Consider the following 20277-nt stretch of genomic DNA (forward strand, 5'->3'; position numbering starts at 1 on the left):
GTTCATTAATGTGGATTTACCAACGTTTGGGTTTCCAATAATATTTACGAATCCGGCTTTATGTGTCATGGTACAAAGATAGTTTGTTTTGGTAAGTCACTACGAGATAAGAGAATAAAAAATAATTGAAATAAAATTTGGTAAATGTCTACATTGTATCGTATATTTGCACTCGAAATCGCGGGATAGAGCAGTAGGTAGCTCGTTGGGCTCATAACCCAAAGGTCACTGGTTCGAGTCCAGTTCCCGCTACCAATCGAGACTCAAAAGCCTTTAGCTTTTGAGTCTTTTCTTTGTTATTGGTATAACAATTAGAACAAATGTTTGTTAACTTAAGTAAAAGGTTTATTTCAGGCGTACGACATTCTTTATTTTTTAATGAAAACCTCAAAACCATCAGAAATAGGATATTTTGATATGTTCTCTTTTCATTATAGTTTAACTTATCCCAATATTGATTTGGGTTTTCAGTCATTTTCCGGAAGTTATTTATGGTCCGACATTTTTGTTGATGCCTTTGCAATAATATCGTTTTTTTCTTGAATTTTCTTTTTCAGATTTGAACCATGTTTGTCAAAAATTTCTTTAGAAATTTCATTTATGGCAAAACGATATTCCATCGTATCAAACTTTTCTTGAAATTGATTTACTTCTGTTTTAAGAATTCTCGTCTATCAACATAATTAGAAAACTCAAAATCAATAATCTTTTCAAGTTGCTTAAAAAACAAAGGATGAAATTCTTTTGAGAAAGACGAAGATTCAAGTACTTTTTGAAAGTGTTGATGCACTCTTTCTTTAAGAGATGTTTGTTTTGTAATTGCATTTATTGTTTTATTACAACTAGGACATTTGTAATAATGTTGTATCCTTTTTCATTCGCAACCTCTTCAATACCGAAAAAATTTTCACAAAAAAATGATTAAGAAATGTTGGGATAATAACGCCAATTGTTTTAGTCTTTCTGTTCATCAAACTTAACGCAATACTATTGAGTTTATAATTATGTTCTTTAGCATATTACTGTATTTTATCTTTAGTTTTAGAACTAATTTCATAGCTATCTCTTAAAGCCTTCGAGACTTTGGCCTCTGATACATTGAACTCAATTGCAATATGTTTTAAGGTAACTCTTTTTTCATCAGTCTGTTTTAAAACCTGAGTTTGCCTAATTTTTAGACACTTTGTTTTTATTAGATAAATTTATAGAAAAATTAGCAAAGAATATCATAAAGTTATTGATAATTTCTTCTTTTAGCACTGCTACTCGTGAAATTATTTTACAATAAATTATATAAAGATTGCGAAAATTGGTTATAGAAAGTTGATTGTAATTTAGAACTTAAAAATGATAAGAATATGGAACTCCCAAGATTGGGTTTATCAATTGTTTTACCGAGTAAATATAAAAATATGACTTGGCTTGGAAGAGGGCCACAAGAAAATTAGTCACAAAATTACTAGGAAGTCCAGTTGATTTTCTAATTAAACTTGAACCAAATATTAATTTATGAAATCTAGCTTGCTAAAAGACTTATTTAGGATAACCTCATCGTCTACTTGAAGCCATTTTTCCAAAATAGTGGCATACACAGATCTAAAGTCTACGGTATGAATAATATCTCCATTAGCATCCAAATTAGCGAGATCAGGTAATTCATTATAAAACCCTTTTGATTTAAGGTTCTCACCAATAATAAATACGTTATTAGCTGCTCCATGATCTGTTCCTCCTGCTGCGTTTTGTTGCACGCGTCTACCAAATTCGGAAAAGGTTAAAATAAGTGTATCCTTAAACGTATCGTTTTGTTTTAACTCATTTACAAATACTTCCATAGATTCACTATACGTACTTAATAAACGTTTTTGTCTGTCTGCTTGATTTGCATGCGTATCAAAACCACCCATAGACACATAATATACTTTGCTTTGTATGTTTGAGTTTATAAATTCTGCTGTTGTTTTCAACTGCTTTCCAAATGCGTTGTTAGGGTATTCTTGCTTACTTTTATACGTTTTGGAAGTTTCATAAATATATTTTACTGATGATTTTGCTTCAATCATCGTTTTATATAAATACCCCAAATTATGCTCACTTAAATGCTGATCACTTTGGTGACTTAACACTTTTTTAAAATAAGGTGTTTGGGTATTATTAAAGAGTATTCTTGGGTTTTTAGTAGCAATTCCATTCATGGTTTCGCCTTTCATTATTAAAGATAAACTATCGTCTATTTCTATTCCTGAATATGGCATTTTACCATAACGATCTATATAACGTCCTACCCATCCTGTATCTAAATATTCATTTGCACTACTAGCCGTTTGCCATATATCTGTAGATCTAAAATGAGACCTATTGGGATTTGGATAACCAACATTATTAATAATTGACAAATATCCTTGATCGTAAAGATTTTTTAATGGCGCTAAACTTTTATTAAAACCAAGGTCGTCTGTTACTTTTATAAGATCATTTTTTGGAATAGAAATTCCTGGTCTATTTTTATAATAAATATCATTCGTAAAAGGAACAATAGTGTTCAATCCGTCATTACCACCAGATAATTGAACGATAACAAGTTTTTTATACCCTAAAGATGCTTTGGCAACCTGCTCAAAAGCCTTTACAAAATTTGGCACAAAAAGCAGACTACTTGCTAATGTACTTTGCCTTAAAAAATTTCTTCTTTCCATCTGCTCAGATTTAACATAGTTGATATTCAGGGATAGACATTAACTGAATGCAATACTCTTTATTAGACTTAACTTTTAAATTAGATATTAAACCTTTTGTATCCTTATCTATTTTCGGGATAACAATCATCTTTCTTAATTCATCTGGCTTTAAATGCCCATATTCTTTTTCAAATTGCTCCCATTTTTGAGTTACATTTAAAAATTTATTTCTGTTTTTTTCTTTTTTATAATAAGCTTCAAAAGAATCTTCAAAAGCACCTTTTTCTTCTAAATTAATGATAGCGTTGTTCAATAATAAAGACGGTAATTTCATTCTAAACATTAAGGTATTAGAATCAATCCAATTTTTATCACCCTTCCAACCAGAAACATTATCGGGATATAGTAAAACTTGACCCATCATTTTTTGTAAATAATGAAGCTGCTTTTTTTTATTGAAAGTTACTGGAACAACTCTATGAATACCAACTAATAATTCTATTGGTGATTTTATTTTAGCACCAATATTTTCTTCATTATAAAACCAATCTGAAGTAAATATATGTTGCATTAATTTTTCAATGTTATACTCTTTGTAGAATAGCGTTGTGATTTCCTCAAGTCTATCCTGATCAACATTAGGATTAACAAAATATTTATAAACTTTGGCACAAATAAATTTTGCACATTGTTTTTGTTCTAGAATGATATCTATAATATCATCTCCATTAAAGTGACCTGTCTTTCCAAAAAACGTCTTCTCCTCATAATCATGTTTTTGTTTTCGCAAGAAAAAATCGCCATTTTTTTTAAACGACCAACCCGAAAAGGCTCTTGCTGCCTCTTTAATATCTTTTTCTGTATAATTTCCAACCCCTAAAGTAAAAAGTTCCATCAATTCTCTTGCAAAATTCTCGTTTGGGCTTTCCTTCACATTTTGTCTATTATTAAGATATTTGCTCATAGATGCTTCTTTTGCAATCGCTTTTACAAAATTGCTAAAATCGCCTAAAGCATGTCTTCTTAACGTATTATTGTACTGTTGAATATGAAAAATATTATTATCTCTACAAACAAATATATTTGCCCAAAATAATGTCATTTTTTCACGTAATATAGAAGTTGGTTCAGACAATCTATCAATCCAAGCATGATTTAAGTCCTTTACTTTTTGCTGGCCTTTTTGTCTCAACCTTTGAAAAGCAGCCTCACCCATCTCCTTCATTAATACTTTTGGATTTTTGCTTTTTATAGGATTAAGTTCTGAAAGATCAAGTTGTAATAAATTAACATCCTTGGACTTGGAAAATATGCTAGTGATTATGTTTGATTTAGAATCTGATTTAAGGTTATCTAATTCACTAATACTTATACCAAATCCTACTCGCCAATATAAATGTTGAATATGTTGTTGTTTCATTCTCAAGTAAATTATAACTATAAGACTCTAATTATTATAAAACGTTTAATTCGAAATCATATCTACAGTGGCAAGGGTTCTAAATCCTACATGATCTGAACCAGAATCTATAGCAACACCCATTTTTGAAGAAATCCTAAAACTAGCACAATACGATTCATGACATAAAAAAGAGCCACCTTTCATTACGTGTGCTGTTTCATTATTTAATATTTAGTTGAATTTTTTAACCTCATCTAAAGTAATAGTATCAAACAACTCAATAAAACTATTTTTTCCAGAATCCTTCAATTTCTTCTAGAGATTTTCCTTTTGTTTCCGGAATATATTTATAAGTAACAATCATTATTATCACGATAAATGTAATAAATATAAAATAAGGTAAAGAACCGTTCCAAGTTGTACCATTATTTAATTCACTGTCCATAACTATTGGAAAAGATTGCGAAACCACATAATTTGCAGCCCATTGAGCTGCTACAGCTACAGACATCGCTACGCTACGTATCTTATTTGGAAACATTTCTGAAAGTAATACCCAAACAACAGGTCCCATAGATAGTGCAAATGATGCTATGAAAATTAAAACACCTAATAATGATAAGAACCCAACAGATTGCTGTTGTAAAGCTATTCCCAGTAATAAAAACCCAACAATCATTCCAATAGACCCAATATATAATAATGGCTTTCTTCCAAATTTATCTACCGTGAACATCGCAACAAATGTGAATATAAGGTTCACAAATGCTAATAATATTTGTTGTGCCAAAATATCTTCTTTACCAAAACCAAGTGCTTTTTCAAAAATATCGGCACCATAATATAATACAGCGTTTATTCCTGTAAATTGTTGTAAAACAGAAAGGGCTGTTCCAATAACTATAATCCCAAGTATTAGTTTTGAAAAGTAGTTCACTTTATTATTAGTATCGTTCGTTTTAAGAGCCTTTCTTATAGCTTCTATTTCATTATTTGCTCGGTCTGCACCATGTATCTTGGTTAATACAACTAAAGCAGCAGCATCATTCCCTTTAAGAGCTAACCATCGAGGACTTTTTGGAACAAAAAACAACAATATTAAGAATAAGCAACTTGGAATCAACTCTGACCAAAACATGTATTTCCAACCAAATTCTATATTTTCTGCTTCAGATAAATTATTTCCAATAAAATAGGTAGCCAAAAACACTACAAAAAAGCCAATAACGATAGCGAGTTGGTAGTAAGTAACCATTTTCCCTCTTATATCACTTGGTGCAATTTCGGCTATATACATAGGCGCATTCATGGAGGCTATACCAATACCCAGTCCTCCAATAATTCTAAAGAAAACCAATAAAGAAACAGACTCTGAAAAAACAGAAGGTAAACCAGAACCAAAGGCAGATAAAGAAAATAGGATAGCTGAAATTATTAAAGAGTGTTTTCTACCAAATCTGATACTTAAAGGACCTGCTGCAATGGCTCCCATTAGACAACCTAACAAAGCACTTCCAACAACCCAACCTTTCATTACTGAATCCAAATCAAAATGTTTACTTAAATAAAATTGAGCCCCGTTAATGACACCTGTATCATAACCGAATAGTAATCCGCCTAAAGCAGAGACTGCTGTTATTAATACTAAAAAAGTTTTTTTATTCATAATTTTTTATTTTAGACTATGGGCATTAATAGTCGAATTTAAGTAGTAGTTTACGATTCAACCTTCTTGAATTTGGAAAAAAAACTACTTGGTGTACAATCAAAATGTTTTTTAAAGCAGGTTCTAAAATATTTTAAATAGGAAAAGACTACCAAATAGATCACTTCAGTTTTGGAATTTTTTCAAGATTCAGTGAACTTTGCAGCTCTATTAATGTGAATTCCTAGCATCAAAAAAACTAATATTTTAAGTTCTTATTCTCAAGTTGAACTCCTAACATTTCCTCATAACTTTCTGCTCCTATAGGTTAATAAGCATAGATTGTACTTGACATCAACAGAAAAAAAATACTCTAAAACTGATTGAAAAAATTTTCATTATTGTTTAATTGCTTTTATATTATGTACAACTCCATCAATATTTAAATGAATGATATAAATACCTGACGCTAGCATTTCTAGTCCTCTTACAACCAGTATATTATTTCTTAAAGGAATCAACTCTTTTTTTATTCGTACCCCATTAAGGTTAAATATGCTTATTGATGCTTTAGTTTCTTGATGGTTGTTTAGATGAATTTCCAATTGGTTCTGAAATGGATTAGGGTATAATTTTAAATCAAATTTATTATAATCATCTAATGTTAAAACGACACCTTCTAAAACATCCATTATACTTTTAGCTTGTATAGGATTTAGTGTTAAAAAGGAATCTAAAACTTTGTCTAGCTCTTGATTTGTTGATGGATCTAAAGCATATTTATTTCGCAGAGTATACAAGCGATGGATTTGTTCTAATTCTTCTAAACCAAAATTTACTCCTAAATATTCTTGTAGAGAAGTTAAAAAAGAAAAACCAAACTCAAATGTTGGCTCAAACATAGTGCCTTCTCCGAAATCATTCCAAGTAGCTAATTGTAACAAATCTATATTGGCTTTATATTTATTCACTAATTGTAATGTTTCATTAAGAGTACTTACACCATTATGTTGAATGGTAAAAAAGCCTGAACCATTATTTCCTTCTTCATAAAAATCTTTAAAACCTGGATAAGCAACTCCCATAAAAGTATCGAGTTGAGGTGCTTCATCCCTATAAAATTCCTCTAATGAATTAGCGTAGTTATTTTTATCGTCTTCATTAAAAATCCAAGCATATTCGCCACTTGCTTGATTACCAACATCACCAGACTCTTTCCATAATGTTAAAAACTTTAGGTCTTCGCTTGCAAAAGGCATAATTGCATTCCAATCACTTTCTTGTTCAAAAGTAATTGGACCAAAAATTCCTAGAAAGGGTTTATTTGATGTTACATCTCTAAAATAATTATTTTCACTAAAATAGTAATCGCTCATATATTTGATGTTCTGTTGAACATCAGCTATACTTCTAGAAAACCGATCTTCTAAAATAATTGCAAAATCTAAACCTATTTCACTAGTCTTATCAATTAAAGCATTCGAGTTTGTTAAAAGACTATTGATGTCTCCATTAGAACCTTGCACTCCATACCAATCGATTAAAACACCATCTACTCCTGAATATTTCATTAGTAACAAATGGTATTCTATAACGTCTGGATCAATACTAGAATAGGGTCCGATTAACGGATAAAAATGTGAAGCTATTTGACGTTTCCCTGAATTATTATCTACAATTATGTTTGGGTTTTGATTATTCATCGTCCAATGTGAACCCCATTGCTGATTAAATTCGGGAGTTTCGAACCAAGGCATGTAATGCATTAGAACAGGTTTGTCAAATGTTTTTTGCACAGGTAAGTTCTGTGCTATCATTAAATGTGTAACAAGCAAAATGCTTTGTATAGTAAATAGAGTTTTAAGTTTCATCTGTGAGTTAAAAGTGGCTTTAATAATCACTTTTTTAAGTAGTATCAATTCGCTTGGATTATTAATTGTATCGAAAAGTTAAGATAATCTATGATTGATAGATTATCTTTTGTTAGTTCATATCAAACTTGGCACTTAAATGGTAAAATAGAATACTAAAATGAAGCTAGTACAAGTACTAGCTTCATTTTACAGTATTACTTAAAATGGCTTTTATTCTAAAATCATTTTTACAGTTTGAATAAAAGAAGTTGTTTTAAATCTACATAAATAAATTCCTTTACTTAACGATTTGTCATTAGCTAAATCGTTTAACGATAATCTGTAATCTCCTGAGGATTGATTTTTATTAGAGTATTGACCTACTTTAGTACCTATTAAATTATAGAGTGTTATTTCTACAGCACTTGGTTCTTTAATATTGTATTGAAAAAACACATTACTTTTAGATGGATTCGGAAAGACTTTAAAACTTCCTGTTTTTTTAATTTCATCTTGTGTGCTAAGAGTGTTTGCTTCTTCAGCTAATGTATTGGTACTTTGCGCTAAGTTTACTAATGCATCATTACCAACTATTTGCTGACCATCTAGTGGTGCGTAGATTTCTAAACTTGATTTTAATAAATCTCCAGCATTTAATCTAGTAACTTCTTCTTGATTCATACCTGAACGATAGAAAAACAAATTGCGATAATAGATAGTACTAGGCACTGTACCACTATTAATTGATGTATCACTTAGTAGAAATTTTTCAGCTAATTTACCCTCTTCAATCCCATTAACATAAAGAATTGTTTCTCCTCTCGCATAAAAATGTGTTAAGGTTATTGTATGCCAAGTATCATTATTTACTATTTCAGAACCCGTAATTTGACCTGTTACTGGCGAACTATAAATCAAATTCCCACTACTATTAATAATGATATTACCAGAGTTTGTTGCATTATTTATTTCAAAAATAGCTCCTTGACCACTTGTTTTAAATTCAAAAGATGTTGTAAACGAATGCACCTCTTCTTCTGGTGTAACTGTAAGTTTTTTGTTTACTTGACTACCTAAACTCATAAAAGTACCGGAAACTAGCTGAGGTTGTGACTTTCCTGCATGCAAAGCATCAAACAAAGACGGAACAATAGTATGCATCATTTCTTTATATCCAAGTTCATTTGGGTGTCCCGGATCTGTTGAATGACCAGCAACCCATTTACCAGTTCCATCGTCAATTGCACCCATTACGTTAACACTCGGTACATCCCATTTATGAATTAATAGGTTCATGTTTTTTATAAATTCATACTGTGTGCTGGTGAAATTTCCATTCGCATAGTTACCAATAACAACAGGTATTTTACCATCGTCTTTTGCTTTCTGAATAAGCGTTTCCATATTGGTTTCAAATTGATCAAATGCTGCTTGACCTGTTGAAAAAATGCCCTCATTTGCTAATGAAAGTGCATATACTACATACTTACTGCAATCTGTTAAAAGATGATTATCATAACGATTTAATAAATTAGTTGTTTTATCACCTCCTATTGAAATGTTAGAAAACATCCAGTTTTCGCCTCTACTATTATTAGCTCGATCACGTAATAACAAATCGTATTGATGAGCATATCCCATATATTGACTGTTATCATCACTTGCAACTGAAGCTCCAAAACCTTTTCCGACAGAAGAACCCATTATAGAGATTTTCATGTCATCGATACTTGAACACGTATTACTTACTGTATAAGTAAATTTCTTCAGATCTACAGTAATATTATACTCTCCATTAAAATTGTAGATATCAGTATAGTCAACTCCATTTGCTTTATCAACAAAAATAAGACTGTTTTTCGTATCTTTTATTTGTTTGATTGCTCGTCCAGTTCCAGCTAATTCTATGAAGAAACGTGGAGAATCGTTTGCATTTGTAGGTTCAGAAAAGTTTACAGTTCCAGACCAAATACTGTTCCCTTCATAATTAGAAAGATTTTCTGCACCTCCCCACCAAGCTTCTTGGCCAGACTCTTTAGTAATCATATGAGAAATTACATTCCAACCATACATTGGTGTAACACTATAAGTCATCTCATTAAGATCTATAAGTACATATTTCCATCCTCCTCCAGGAGAAGTGATAGGGTTTCCTGTTCCTGCTAAAAGACTTCCTGAACCATTGCCTCCAAATTCAGAACCAGAACCATCTGTAGCGCTTAGGAATCTAAAATCGCCTGTTTCACCCATAGAAGTGTACAACTCAAATTGATTTGTTATTGTGCCTTCAGCATTTGAAATACGTCTCATTTCTATAGCGCTTTCCGCTAAATCACTTCCTGCTTCTGTAGCTAAACCAACTAAATAAAAATCTGTTACTAGATTAGAAAAAGTTACATTAGCTTGGTCGGATATACTACTATTAGATGAACTTGCAGCAGTAATAGTTACAGTACCTGCTTGTTTTGGTTTTAAATTCCCCTCACTATCAATAACAGCAATATTTTCATCACTTACAGACCAACTTATTAATGTTTGTGTAGTGTTTGCGGGTGTAAAATCGATACTTAATTGAGAAGGACCAGAAGTAGATATATTACTGGTATTAATAGAAATACCTGTAACATTAATCACTGTAGGATTAATTACCTCTTCAATTTTCATCATGTTTAGATAACCAAAGTTACCTGAATAAGTTTCTGTTTCTATATCAATTTTCCCTTCGGTATTTGGGAACATTTCAGCTACATAAAATTTGTCGTCGTTAGCATTTAAATTTGTATCTGTTGCAATACCTTGACCTGAAGTCTGTAAAACACCAGAAGTTGTATTTTCTCCAACTATAGTATATTTTGTTTCTCTAGTAGAAGTAGTATTTCTACTTCCGAATATAGATAAACGATACATTCTGCTAGGTTCTAAACAAGAAATAGAGACAACCCCTTTTCCTGTAGTTAAATACATATAAGAGGAAGTAGCCAATGGTATTGCCATTTCATCAAGTATATTAGTATCTGGGGTATTAAAACCTGATGGGTTCGAATATTTAACAAAATCTCCTGAGGCCTCTATTTTATATCTGCTTGCACCTGCCTTATCTTTTAGTTCATAATTTACATTTTTAACGTTAACATTTGTCCAATAATTTGTGTTTGTATCTGGATTTGTAATTTCATCTCCAAAATTTACTAAAAAAGTGTTATCAGATGAAGATGGTGTGCTATTGCACGTAGCATTAAAACTACAAGATGACCCAAGTCTTAACTTTTCTTTAAGGTTGTATGGTATTGTACCTGTTACACTATTTGCTACACCACTTTGCGGACCATCTAAAATTGTAGACCAAAAAGCAGAATTTCCAGCAGTTTCAATTTCAGAAACTGTTAATCCATAAAAATCTGTAGCAGTTATAGTTAAACTCCAAGACATATTGTTTTCATAACTCATTAAAGCTGGTCCATTAGGTAGCTCCTGAGGTTCCCAAGACCAAAAATAAAGATCTTGACCAGGAGTTACTTCCGTGTTTCCTGAGAGATCAAAATACCAAGTAACTTCTTCATCATAATTATAACTAGTTGGTGAGGTACATACCTCTGATGGTGCCGTTTGTGCATTAAGACCCGCAAAGGTATAAAGCAACATTAGTGAATAAAATAAAATTTTTTTCATAATTAATTAAGTTGTTTATTGTTAGTATCTTGTTTTTTTAGTGAGTAAAAAAGCAACTTAAAACTTAGCCTAAAGAAAAGCTGCCCTTTATTTTTAAAAAATGAATTGGAAATTTAAAATCCAGTTCTTGAGGTTTCAGGGCTCTGAGCTTGCGCCTTTTTTGGATTTAATATCATATATGTTCCTAATGCATTTAATGCAGCATATTTACCATAATTACCAATCTTTTTAATGCGTCTTTACGAGTAATTTCTGTATTGCTTTCTTTATGTTTTTTCATGATGTATATTATTTAAATTCTCATAATTATTCTAAAATTATTTTTTCATTCAACTTACATGTTCCTGTTTCTAGCTGCACAACATATAACCCTTTAGCAGTTTTTGGTAAAGTAATATCTTTAACTCCATTAGAATTAAAAGAAACATTCATCACTTGTTTACCTAAAATATTAAAAAATCTTATTCTTGCTTTTCCTTGAGGTAAGCCAGTAATTCTTAAAGTAGAAACATCTGTTTGAAAAATACTAACACTACCTAATAAAGCATCATCAAAAATACTTAAAGAACTTTGCGCTGCATATAAATAGAAACGACCAACTTCATTTAAAGCTTCTATTAACGTAACTTTATAATTAGAATTTGCTTCATCTAGACGAGTAAAAGTACTTGTTACTCTATCTTCTAAAAAAACTTTAATTCCATCAGGTAAATTTAAAGCTTCCGCAGTAAAAGTAATTTCTTTTCCAGCTGAGGCTATTACGCCAAGTGGAACTGTAATAGATTCCATTTCTGTAATTGGTAAAGACTGCACTTGATAGTTTTTACCTTGATTGTCCTCTACTAATTGAGAAAACACATCTAAACTGTTTTTTATACCACCAAATGTTTCTCCCTCCCATCCGGCATCAAAACCTTTAGTTACATCATTTACGAAATATAGCTTTGCAAAACGATTGCTTTCGCCATCATTCATATGAAGTTTAACCTCTGTTCTTGAAGATTTTTGAAATGTATCGGTAGTGGTAGCTTGATTAGATTTTGAAAAATTAACAGTACTAACTGTAGTTGCTTTTTTTACAAAAAAACCTTGACCTGGTGCTAAAATAAAATTGTCTCCTTTTGCTGTATTTGCAATGAAATTACCACCTGTAACACCCTGTTCCCAAACCCAAATTTGAGATTGGTCTAAATTTGTATTATCACCTAAAAAAGTTTGACTGCTGATATAAGAAGTGTAAGGATTTCCTAATAAAACGAATTCATTTGCTACTTCAGAAACAGGAACTCCATTTACATTCTCTGTATTAATAGTACCCTTAAACGCAACTGTACCTGTTGCGTTTCTTTTCATAGAATATCCTAATCCAGAAGTTGACGAAATACTACCACTTGGCGATTCTAAATATGTCCAAGAATTTCCTGAAGAATTATAATTTGCAATCCCTAAGTTATTACTATTACTGCTAGCGATGCTGTTATTTGTTGCAAATGCGTTATCGAAAACCTCATCAGATACTGGAGAACTTACCAAATGCCACCCGTTTGCACTACCTGAAACAAAATCTAATGTTCTGTTATAGGTCACATTTCCAATAGATGTGCCATTTACTATTAATGAACCACCTGCATTAATGGTTAGAGAACCTGAATTATTTATAGTTAAATCTTTAGTTAACGCATTTGTTGTTTCACTAATTGTTACATTTTGAGAAGCAGGTATTATAGCGCTATAAAAAGCGCTTGGTAATAAATCATTCTCCCAATTTACTGCTTTTCCCCATTCAGAATCTGTATCTCCATCAAAAGTTAATGTAGGATTTATGTCTTCTTCAATTTTTAACATGTTAATGTAACCAAACCCACCAGATACCACTTCCACATCAATATCAATCTCTCCTTGAGCGTTTGGAAATGTATTTACAATATAAAACTCATCATCATTGGTGTTTAAAGTTGAATTTGTTGCGATACCTGTGCCTGATGTTTGTATTATTCCTGATTCTGTGTTTAGTCCTTTTACTGTATATCTAGTTTCTCTTGTACTGGTTGTGTTTCGACTGCCAAATATTGAAAGTTTATGTAATCGAGTCACATTTAATCCAGATATAGTTATAGTACCTGTGCCTGTGCCTGATAAAAATAGATATGATTTTGTAGCGTTAGCTATGGCCATATCACCAAGAATATTGGCATCTGGGTTTGTAAAATTAGAATTGTTATTTACTGAAAAATCTCCTGTGGCTGTGATCTGATACCTTCCTGTTCCTCCTTTATCCGTTAAATCATAATCTGTTGCTTTAGCTTCAATATTCGTCCAATGACTCGAATTTGTATCTGGATTCGTTATTGGTTCACTTCCAAAATTAACTAAAAAAGTATTATCTGAACTTGAATACGCAATACCAGAGCATGAACTTCCTAATCGAAGATTTTCTTTTAAGTTATATGGGATTGTTCCTGTTACACTAGTTCCAGAACTATTCTGAATATTACCCCAAAAAGCCCCAGTTCCCCCAGTTTCTATATCTGCAACTGTAACATCATATAGCGTTGTTGGCGTAAAAGTTAAACTCCACAACATATTGTTTTCATACGTCATTAAAGTTGGAGAAATACCGTTTGGTGTCCAAGAATAAAAATAAAGATCTTGACCTGCTATTACAGAAGTATTTCCTGTAAGATTAAAATACCAAATAACTTCTTCATCATAATTATAGCTAGTTGGTGAGGTACACACTTCTGTTGGCGCAATTTGTGCATTAAGGCCTATGAAGGTGCTAAATGACAACATAAAAATAACTAGTAATTTATTCATGATTTTTGTAGTTTAATTGTTATTTTTGTTCAGATTAAATTTATCTATTTTTATTTAGGGGTAAATTTTATTGCTGTTCCACCACCTGGGGCTAGCAATAATTTAAGTTTATCTTTATTCGATACATTTTTAGTTAAAATTTCGATTGGGTAGGGATTTTCTTTATAGGAAGCTCCTTTGCCATCTGTATATATTACTGCTGTATATTGAATATCTTTATCTAAGAAAGATAAATCAACACTCAATGATCTTTGCTCTTCATTTGTAATTGCTCCTATGTACCAATCATTAGAGTTCCAATCTTTTCTCGCAGTTACAACAAACTCTCCTATTTTGGCATCTAAAACTTTAGTATCGCTCCAAATTACTGGAACTTGTTTTATAAATTCAAAAGCCTGAACACCTTCGTAATTTTCAGGAAGGTCAGATGCCATTTGTTGAGGACTAAATATAACAACATATAAAGCTAGTTGTTTTGCTAATGTTGTTTGAACTCGAGCTTTATTAGTAGACTCATAATCAAAGTTGAATGTTCCAGGAGTAAAATCAAAAGGACCAGCCAACATTCGAGTAAAAGGAATTATTGTTGTGTGTGCTGGTGGGTTACCTCCGTCTGAAGACCAAGCATCATATTCTTGCCCTCTTGCACCTTCTTGCGTCATTAAGTTTGGAAAAGTACGCTGCAATCCTGTACCTTTTACTGGTTCATGATTGTCTATCATAATTTTATACTTAACAGCAGTTTCGATAACTTTCCTGTAATGACGAACTCCGAACTGGCCATCATGCCATTCTTTACCATCTAAATATTTATTCACATAGCCTGTTTTAACAGCATTCACAGCATTTTTATGATATAGTTTAAAAGCATCTTCCATCTGAGACTCGTAATGTGTTACGGCCCCAGCTGTTTCGTGGTGTCCAATTAATCGTACATTTTTTGATGCCCCATATCTTGACACTTCTTCAATATCAAAATCTGGATATGATTCTAAGAAATTAAAGTTGGTTCCATCTGCTGTCCAATCTCCATCCCAACCAATATTCCATCCTTCAATTAAAACTCCATTAAAGCCGTGTTTTGAAGCAAAATCAATATACTTTTTTGCATTTGCAGTAGTCGCTCCATGCTTATCACCTTGGCCCCATGTGTATTTTTCTAAATGCATACCCCACCAAATACCAATATATTTTGACGGTTCGATCCATGAAGTGTCCTCAATAGCGCAAGGTTCATTTAAATTTAACATTAGGGTTGAAGTAGCTAAATCACCTATTTTGTCTGTTATTGCAATTGTTCTCCATGGTGATTTAAAAGGCGCTGTAGCATATACCTTGTCTCCATTTGACCAAGGCACCAATTCAGCTTCATAACTTTTATTAGAAGTTTTTCGCAATGTCATTGATGCATAATCTGTTAAATTTGCTTCGTGAATTGCTAAATAAACGCCATTTTTCGTTTCGAAAGTTGCAGGTGTATTTATTGTATCCGTCTCCGCAATTTTACTTTTTGTATAAAAACTCTCATAATAACTGTTTTCTTTGTGAACGGGAGTCCACCAGACCTCGTTTTCTTTAGAAAAAATAAATTCTGTGAGCTCATCTGAAATAATAATTTTATCAAGATTTGGTTGTTTAGGGACTTCGTATCTAAAACCTAAACCATCATTAAAAACACGAAATGTAATATTCATTAATCGCTCTTCTCCTTCTTTCTCTTTTAGGCTAATAACTACTTCTTCATAGTTATTATTTACCGTTTTGAACTCCCCCCAAGGCTGATCCCACTTTTCATCAATTATTTTCTGTTTAATTTCAATAATTTCGAGGTTTTTATTTAAGCCTTCTATATTTTTAAAATTGATTCCTAGTTTTGACGGATTAATTACAAACTCCCCTTTGTAGGTAACTTCGTAAGTTAGCTTTCCATTTTCATTCAAAACTGTTACACAAATATTTGTATCAGGTGATGAGATCGAACCTCGGGTTTGTCTCTTGCAGTTTTGAAGCAAAAATATAATTGATAGACAGAATATTATTTTAAGAATATATTTCACGTTGTAAAAATTTATTTGTGTTACGGTATATTTATTATTTGTAAAGCTCTTCTATAGCTTTATCTGTTTGCATAGAAACGAAATAATAAAATGCTTGATCTAATTGACTTTGAAATTTTAAATCGTTAGGATTTTCAACTCTTTTTGTATATAAATCAAAAATGTTTTGAAAAATGTTGTTAGAGCCACTAGTAACCTCATTAAAGTCTCTTATTTTTTCTAAATAAGAGAAACCAAATTCTTTAGTGGGCTCTAAAATTGTTCCTTCTCCATAGTCATTCCAGGTAACTAATTGTACAAGATCTAGATTAGCATTTTTAACTCTTTGAAGTTTTGAATCTAAAGTGACACCATTATTATGATCCATAAAAAAGAAGCTATCTCCATACCCTCCTTCATTATAAAAGTCGTGAAAACCAGGATAAGCACTCCCCATAGGAATCTCAATATCATCAATATTTTGATACCAAGCATCTTCTTTAGATTGCTCACCATCAAAAATCCAAGCAAACTCTCCAGATCTAGTATTTCCAACGCTTGCGCTTAAACCAGCTAAAGGTAAAAATGATGGTTTAGGATTTAAATTACTAAATACATTGGTCCACTCTTGTTCCGATTTTAATCTATCTGGACCAAAAACAAGTAAAAGAGGTTTTCCTTCTACAAAGTAATAACTTGGATGGTTAAAGTAGTTGTTTTGTAGATATTGCATATCAATTCTTGCAGCATTTTCAACAGATCCTGCAGCCCCAGCATCTACAACGGGATTTAATGTTCTGTCCTCATAAACTATTGCGAATTTTAGACCAACTTTGTCTATTAATTCAATAAGTGCTTCTGTATTTTCTAGATTTATTTTGTAATCATTTACATCAAAAGTACCATACCAATCTATTAGAACACCATCAATTCCTGCATATTTCATTAACAGTAAATGATATTCTATAACACTTTTATCTCCTGAATGGTAAGGACCAATTAGTGGGTAATAATGAGAGGCAATTTGCCTATTACCTTCAGCATCAATGATATCTGGATTTTTATTTACCATTGTCCAATGTGACCCCCATGTACCATCATTACTTTCTTTTGTTTCGAACCAAGGCATATAGTGCATGAAAACAGCCTGATCGTGCATTTTTTCTACTGGCACAGGGTCAAAACTATCTATTGGGTATTCTATGGTTCTAAGTTCATCTTTTTCACAACTCAAAAATACATTTAAGAGTAGTAAGGTTAAAAGGCCAAAGAGTAATCTTTTGTTTTTCATATGTATGCTATTAAACATGTAATTCTCTGTTGTAGGAAGTACAAAAATTTGTGAGATATTTATTTAGTAAAGGTTTAGTAACCTAGGTTTTGTTGCAAGTTTGGGTTCTTATCGAGTTCCGACTGTGGAATTGGAAAAATACCATGCGTTAATGGCGTTGCTCCTTTTTCCCACCAAGGTTGAAAATAGGTTCCAAATCGAATATTTGTTGTTCTTCTTTGCCCTTCAAAAATGAACTCTCTTAATAATTCATCATTCAAATATTCTAGAGTAATATCATTTGGAGTTTCTATGCCAGCTCTATCTGAAACTACAGAGACAAACGTTTTTGCCAATCCTAAGTTTCCTAACCTTAAATGACATTCTGCTTGCATCATAAGTACTTCTGCGTATCTCATTACCACCCAGTCATGGTCACGTTCCCAATTTTCTCCTGATTTTACTTCATATTTATTTAAACGTACTCCTTCATTTTGTTTGGCATCTGTAAAATTTGAAATATCTTCAGTATAAATTAGAGGAGCACCGGTATCCATAACTATCACAGAACCTGTATTTAAATTTATTTGCTCTCCCTCTAACATTGCTTTTTTTCTTTTGTCATTATCATCAAACTTTGAATAAACACCTGGTTGTGCGCTTATACCATTTGCACACCAAGGATAATCTCCAGTGGCAGAGACTGTAAAACGATGTAAATAATGAAAGGTCATAGAGTGCAGGTAGTTTCCTAATGTACCTTCTTTATGATCATAAGGAATTACAAAAATATTTTCTGTAGAGGTTTGATTCTCTGTAACAAAATTTGCAAAATAATCAGGCTCTAAACTATATCCATCAATACGCTCACAAACATTAATACAATCTTGCCATCTTGGAATTCCTACAAATGCTTCTGAATTAAGGTAAAGTCTTGCTAATAAGGTATTGGCTACATTTTGAGTAAATCTTCCGTATAAAATATCATCTGATATTAAGGGAATAACGTTTGTTAGTTCTTCTTCTATAAATTTAAAAAGATCTTCCCTACTAGAATTAGTTGGTAATTCTGTGTCTTCAAAATCTGTTACAATAGGCACGTTACCAAACATGTCTAAAAGTAGATAGTAGTAATAAGCTCTAACAGCTCTTAATTCCGCAAAAATAGGTGCTTTAGCGTTGTCCGATAATTCACTATTATCTACTTGAAATATAATACCATTTACAGATGCAATGCCTTGATAGCAATAACGCCAAGCACTTAATATCATAGGATTATTGGGGGAATATAGATGTCTTTGTGCTTCTTGGTAGTTTCCACCATCAAACCAATCTGTTCCACGAGTTGGAATGGTTGCTTCATCTGATGCTACTTCATTTAAAAAGAACACATATTCACTTGTTGGATAAGAATTTGATAATTCGTCTCTAAAACCTCGTAAAGATGTGTAAGCGCCACCTACAATAGTTTCCACTTCAGCGGGCGTATTTCCGTAGTCATTTGAATTGACTTGAGTATATAAGGTTTCTTCTAAATTTGTACAGGAAAAAAGTAATACAAAAACTAAAAGTATTGGTAGTATATTTATTTTAAATTCCATTTGTTTAATTTTTAATTATGCTATAATTTTCTGATTTAAAAAGATAAATTAATACCTAATGATACCGTTGTTGGTCTTGGATAGAAATTAAATCTATCTATACCAGGACTATCTAAACCTCCTATACTTACCTCAGGATCTGCACCTGTATATCCTGTAATGACAAAAATATTTTCTCCTGTTGCGTACAATCTAGCGTTTGATATTCCTATTTCCTCAAAATTGAAAGTGTGACCAATGCTAAGTGTCTGCAAACGAAAAAACGATGCATCTTCTACCCAATAACTAGAAAATTTAGAATCACTATTAATGCCACTTTCTAAGAAAGCATCTGGTACATTTTGTGCTGGTAATCGATTTCGATCCCAAAGCGACATTCCTGTAGCGTTTAAAACCTTTTGCCCAAACATTCCTGATGTTAAAAATGAAAAATCAAAGGATTTATATTTAAAATTCATTCCAAAACCAAGGGTTAATTTTGGCTGTATGTTTCCTAAATCTGTCTTTTCTTGATTCAGGATAAAATTTCCATTAGCATCTTTACCAAGCGCTTCATACCCCCAAAATGTTCCTACAGGAAAACCTTCTTTAATAATTTGTGAAAATTGATTGGACATACCTGGTAAACCAAATAAAGAACCACTAAACACCTCATCTGTTTCGAATTGATCATTAGATAATTTTTCTATTCTTTGTTTATTTGACGCCAACACCAAATCAGAAGAGATTTGTAAATCATCAGTCGTTATGATATTTGTATTTAATGTAAGTTCAATTCCTCTGTTTGATAAATCTCCAACATTAGCCAACATTGTACCTACTAAAAAAGGAGGTTGAGGCACTGAATATGTATAAAGTAAATCGGATGTGTTTTTTTGATATACTTCTATTGTAGCATTTATTCTATTAAACAAAGAAAAATCTATACCAATATTTAATTGCTCTGTAGATTCCCATTTTAAATCTGGATTTGGGTTTTGAGTTGGTGCAAATGCAGTTTGCCAAATATCATTAACCGCATCATAATAAGAAGCACTGCCTGCTCCCATAATTGATAGCGATTTATATTCTCCAATACCATCTTGGTTACCAGTTACACCATAACCTATTCTAAGTTTAAGTTTGTTTAACCAATTAGAGGTAGATTCCATAAAGTCTTCCTCAGATATTTTCCAAGCGAAAGAAGCAGATGGGAAAACTCCCCATTTGTTATTTGCACCAAATCTGCTAGAACCATCCCATCTTACAGTTCCAGTAAACATGTATTTATTTGAAAAAGTATAGTTTGCTCTTGAATAGAAAGAGA

The 20277-nt window shown here is 31.9% G+C and carries 12 protein-coding genes, 1 tRNA gene and 2 pseudogenes; 2 read left to right on the top strand and 13 right to left on the bottom strand.

The window, feature by feature from the left end; genetic code table 11:
• Nucleotides 1-69: GTPase (locus ACJAZK_RS12365; protein WP_415224276.1), on the bottom strand; the 69-nt coding region annotated here is incomplete at its 3' end.
• Nucleotides 70-179: 110 nt separating this feature from the next.
• Here ACJAZK_RS12365 and ACJAZK_RS12370 point away from each other — a divergent pair.
• Nucleotides 180-255: transfer RNA gene (locus ACJAZK_RS12370), tRNA-Met, on the top strand.
• A 597-nt stretch (nt 256-852) separates the two neighbouring features.
• On the opposite strand, the pseudogene ACJAZK_RS12375 reads toward ACJAZK_RS12370, so the two are convergent.
• Nucleotides 853-1172 (bottom strand): annotated as a pseudogene (locus tag ACJAZK_RS12375) (LacI family DNA-binding transcriptional regulator); the annotation flags it as partial.
• A gap of 177 nt (nt 1173-1349) precedes the next feature.
• On the opposite strand from ACJAZK_RS12375, the pseudogene ACJAZK_RS12380 reads away from it, so the two are divergent.
• Nucleotides 1350-1448 (top strand): annotated as a pseudogene (locus ACJAZK_RS12380) (hypothetical protein); the annotation flags it as partial.
• 54 nt (nt 1449-1502) lie between these two features.
• Here ACJAZK_RS12380 and ACJAZK_RS12385 read toward each other — a convergent pair.
• The 11 genes from ACJAZK_RS12385 to ACJAZK_RS12435 all read right to left on the bottom strand — a co-directional run.
• The gene (locus ACJAZK_RS12385; RefSeq protein ID WP_415224266.1) at nt 1503-2696 is read right to left on the bottom strand and encodes a DUF1501 domain-containing protein; all 1194 of its coding nucleotides are present in this window, start codon (nt 2694-2696) and stop codon (nt 1503-1505) included.
• A gap of 10 nt (nt 2697-2706) precedes the next feature.
• Complete coding sequence (locus ACJAZK_RS12390) at nt 2707-4098, bottom strand: DUF1800 domain-containing protein (RefSeq protein ID WP_415224267.1); 1392 nt, start codon at nt 4096-4098, stop codon at nt 2707-2709.
• A gap of 45 nt (nt 4099-4143) precedes the next feature.
• Nucleotides 4144-4311 carry an SUMF1/EgtB/PvdO family nonheme iron enzyme gene (locus ACJAZK_RS12395; protein ID WP_415224277.1) on the bottom strand — a complete coding sequence of 56 codons (168 nt, stop codon included), beginning with the start codon at nt 4309-4311 and terminating at the stop codon, nt 4144-4146.
• A gap of 55 nt (nt 4312-4366) precedes the next feature.
• Nucleotides 4367-5746 (bottom strand): sugar porter family MFS transporter, encoded by a 1380-nt coding sequence (locus ACJAZK_RS12400; RefSeq protein ID WP_415224268.1) that lies wholly within the window; start codon nt 5744-5746, stop codon nt 4367-4369.
• Nucleotides 5747-6123: 377 nt separating this feature from the next.
• Nucleotides 6124-7542: a T9SS type A sorting domain-containing protein gene (locus tag ACJAZK_RS12405; RefSeq protein ID WP_415224269.1), complete on the bottom strand. Its 1419-nt coding sequence runs from the start codon at nt 7540-7542 to the stop codon at nt 6124-6126.
• Between the two features lie 267 nt (nt 7543-7809).
• Nucleotides 7810-11247 (bottom strand): T9SS type A sorting domain-containing protein, encoded by a 3438-nt coding sequence (locus tag ACJAZK_RS12410; RefSeq protein ID WP_415224270.1) that lies wholly within the window; start codon nt 11245-11247, stop codon nt 7810-7812.
• A 306-nt stretch (nt 11248-11553) separates the two neighbouring features.
• On the bottom strand, nt 11554-14064 hold the full coding sequence (locus tag ACJAZK_RS12415) for a T9SS type A sorting domain-containing protein (protein WP_415224271.1): 2511 nt from the start codon (nt 14062-14064) through the stop codon (nt 11554-11556).
• Between the two features lie 50 nt (nt 14065-14114).
• Nucleotides 14115-16121, bottom strand: a complete 2007-nt coding sequence (locus tag ACJAZK_RS12420) for a glycoside hydrolase family 97 protein (RefSeq protein ID WP_415224272.1) — start codon at nt 16119-16121, stop codon at nt 14115-14117.
• 34 nt (nt 16122-16155) lie between these two features.
• Nucleotides 16156-17391: a glycoside hydrolase family 71/99-like protein gene (locus ACJAZK_RS12425; protein ID WP_415224273.1), complete on the bottom strand. Its 1236-nt coding sequence runs from the start codon at nt 17389-17391 to the stop codon at nt 16156-16158.
• Between the two features lie 74 nt (nt 17392-17465).
• A complete protein-coding gene (locus ACJAZK_RS12430; protein ID WP_415224274.1) occupies nt 17466-18971 on the bottom strand; it encodes a RagB/SusD family nutrient uptake outer membrane protein in 1506 nt (501 codons plus the stop codon).
• A gap of 35 nt (nt 18972-19006) precedes the next feature.
• A partial coding sequence (locus ACJAZK_RS12435; protein ID WP_415224275.1) for a TonB-dependent receptor domain-containing protein occupies nt 19007-20277 on the bottom strand: 1271 nt, incomplete at its 5' end.

Source organism: Psychroserpens sp. (genome assembly GCF_047633235.1).
Lineage (GTDB): Bacteria > Bacteroidota > Bacteroidia > Flavobacteriales > Flavobacteriaceae > Psychroserpens.

Bases quoted from the DNA above. Each gene is read 5' to 3' on its own strand.
- ACJAZK_RS12385 (WP_415224266.1), bottom strand. From the start codon at position 2,696: ATGGAAAGAAGAAATTTTTTAAGGCAAAGTACATTAGCAAGTAGTCTG.
- ACJAZK_RS12390 (WP_415224267.1), bottom strand. From the start codon at position 4,098: ATGAAACAACAACATATTCAACATTTATATTGGCGAGTAGGATTTGGT.
- ACJAZK_RS12400 (WP_415224268.1), bottom strand. From the start codon at position 5,746: ATGAATAAAAAAACTTTTTTAGTATTAATAACAGCAGTCTCTGCTTTA.
- ACJAZK_RS12405 (WP_415224269.1), bottom strand. From the start codon at position 7,542: ATGATAGCACAGAACTTACCTGTGCAAAAAACATTTGACAAACCTGTT.
- ACJAZK_RS12410 (WP_415224270.1), bottom strand. From the start codon at position 11,247: ATGAAAAAAATTTTATTTTATTCACTAATGTTGCTTTATACCTTTGCG.
- ACJAZK_RS12415 (WP_415224271.1), bottom strand. From the start codon at position 14,064: ATGAATAAATTACTAGTTATTTTTATGTTGTCATTTAGCACCTTCATA.
- ACJAZK_RS12425 (WP_415224273.1), bottom strand. From the start codon at position 17,391: ATGAAAAACAAAAGATTACTCTTTGGCCTTTTAACCTTACTACTCTTA.
- ACJAZK_RS12430 (WP_415224274.1), bottom strand. From the start codon at position 18,971: ATGGAATTTAAAATAAATATACTACCAATACTTTTAGTTTTTGTATTA.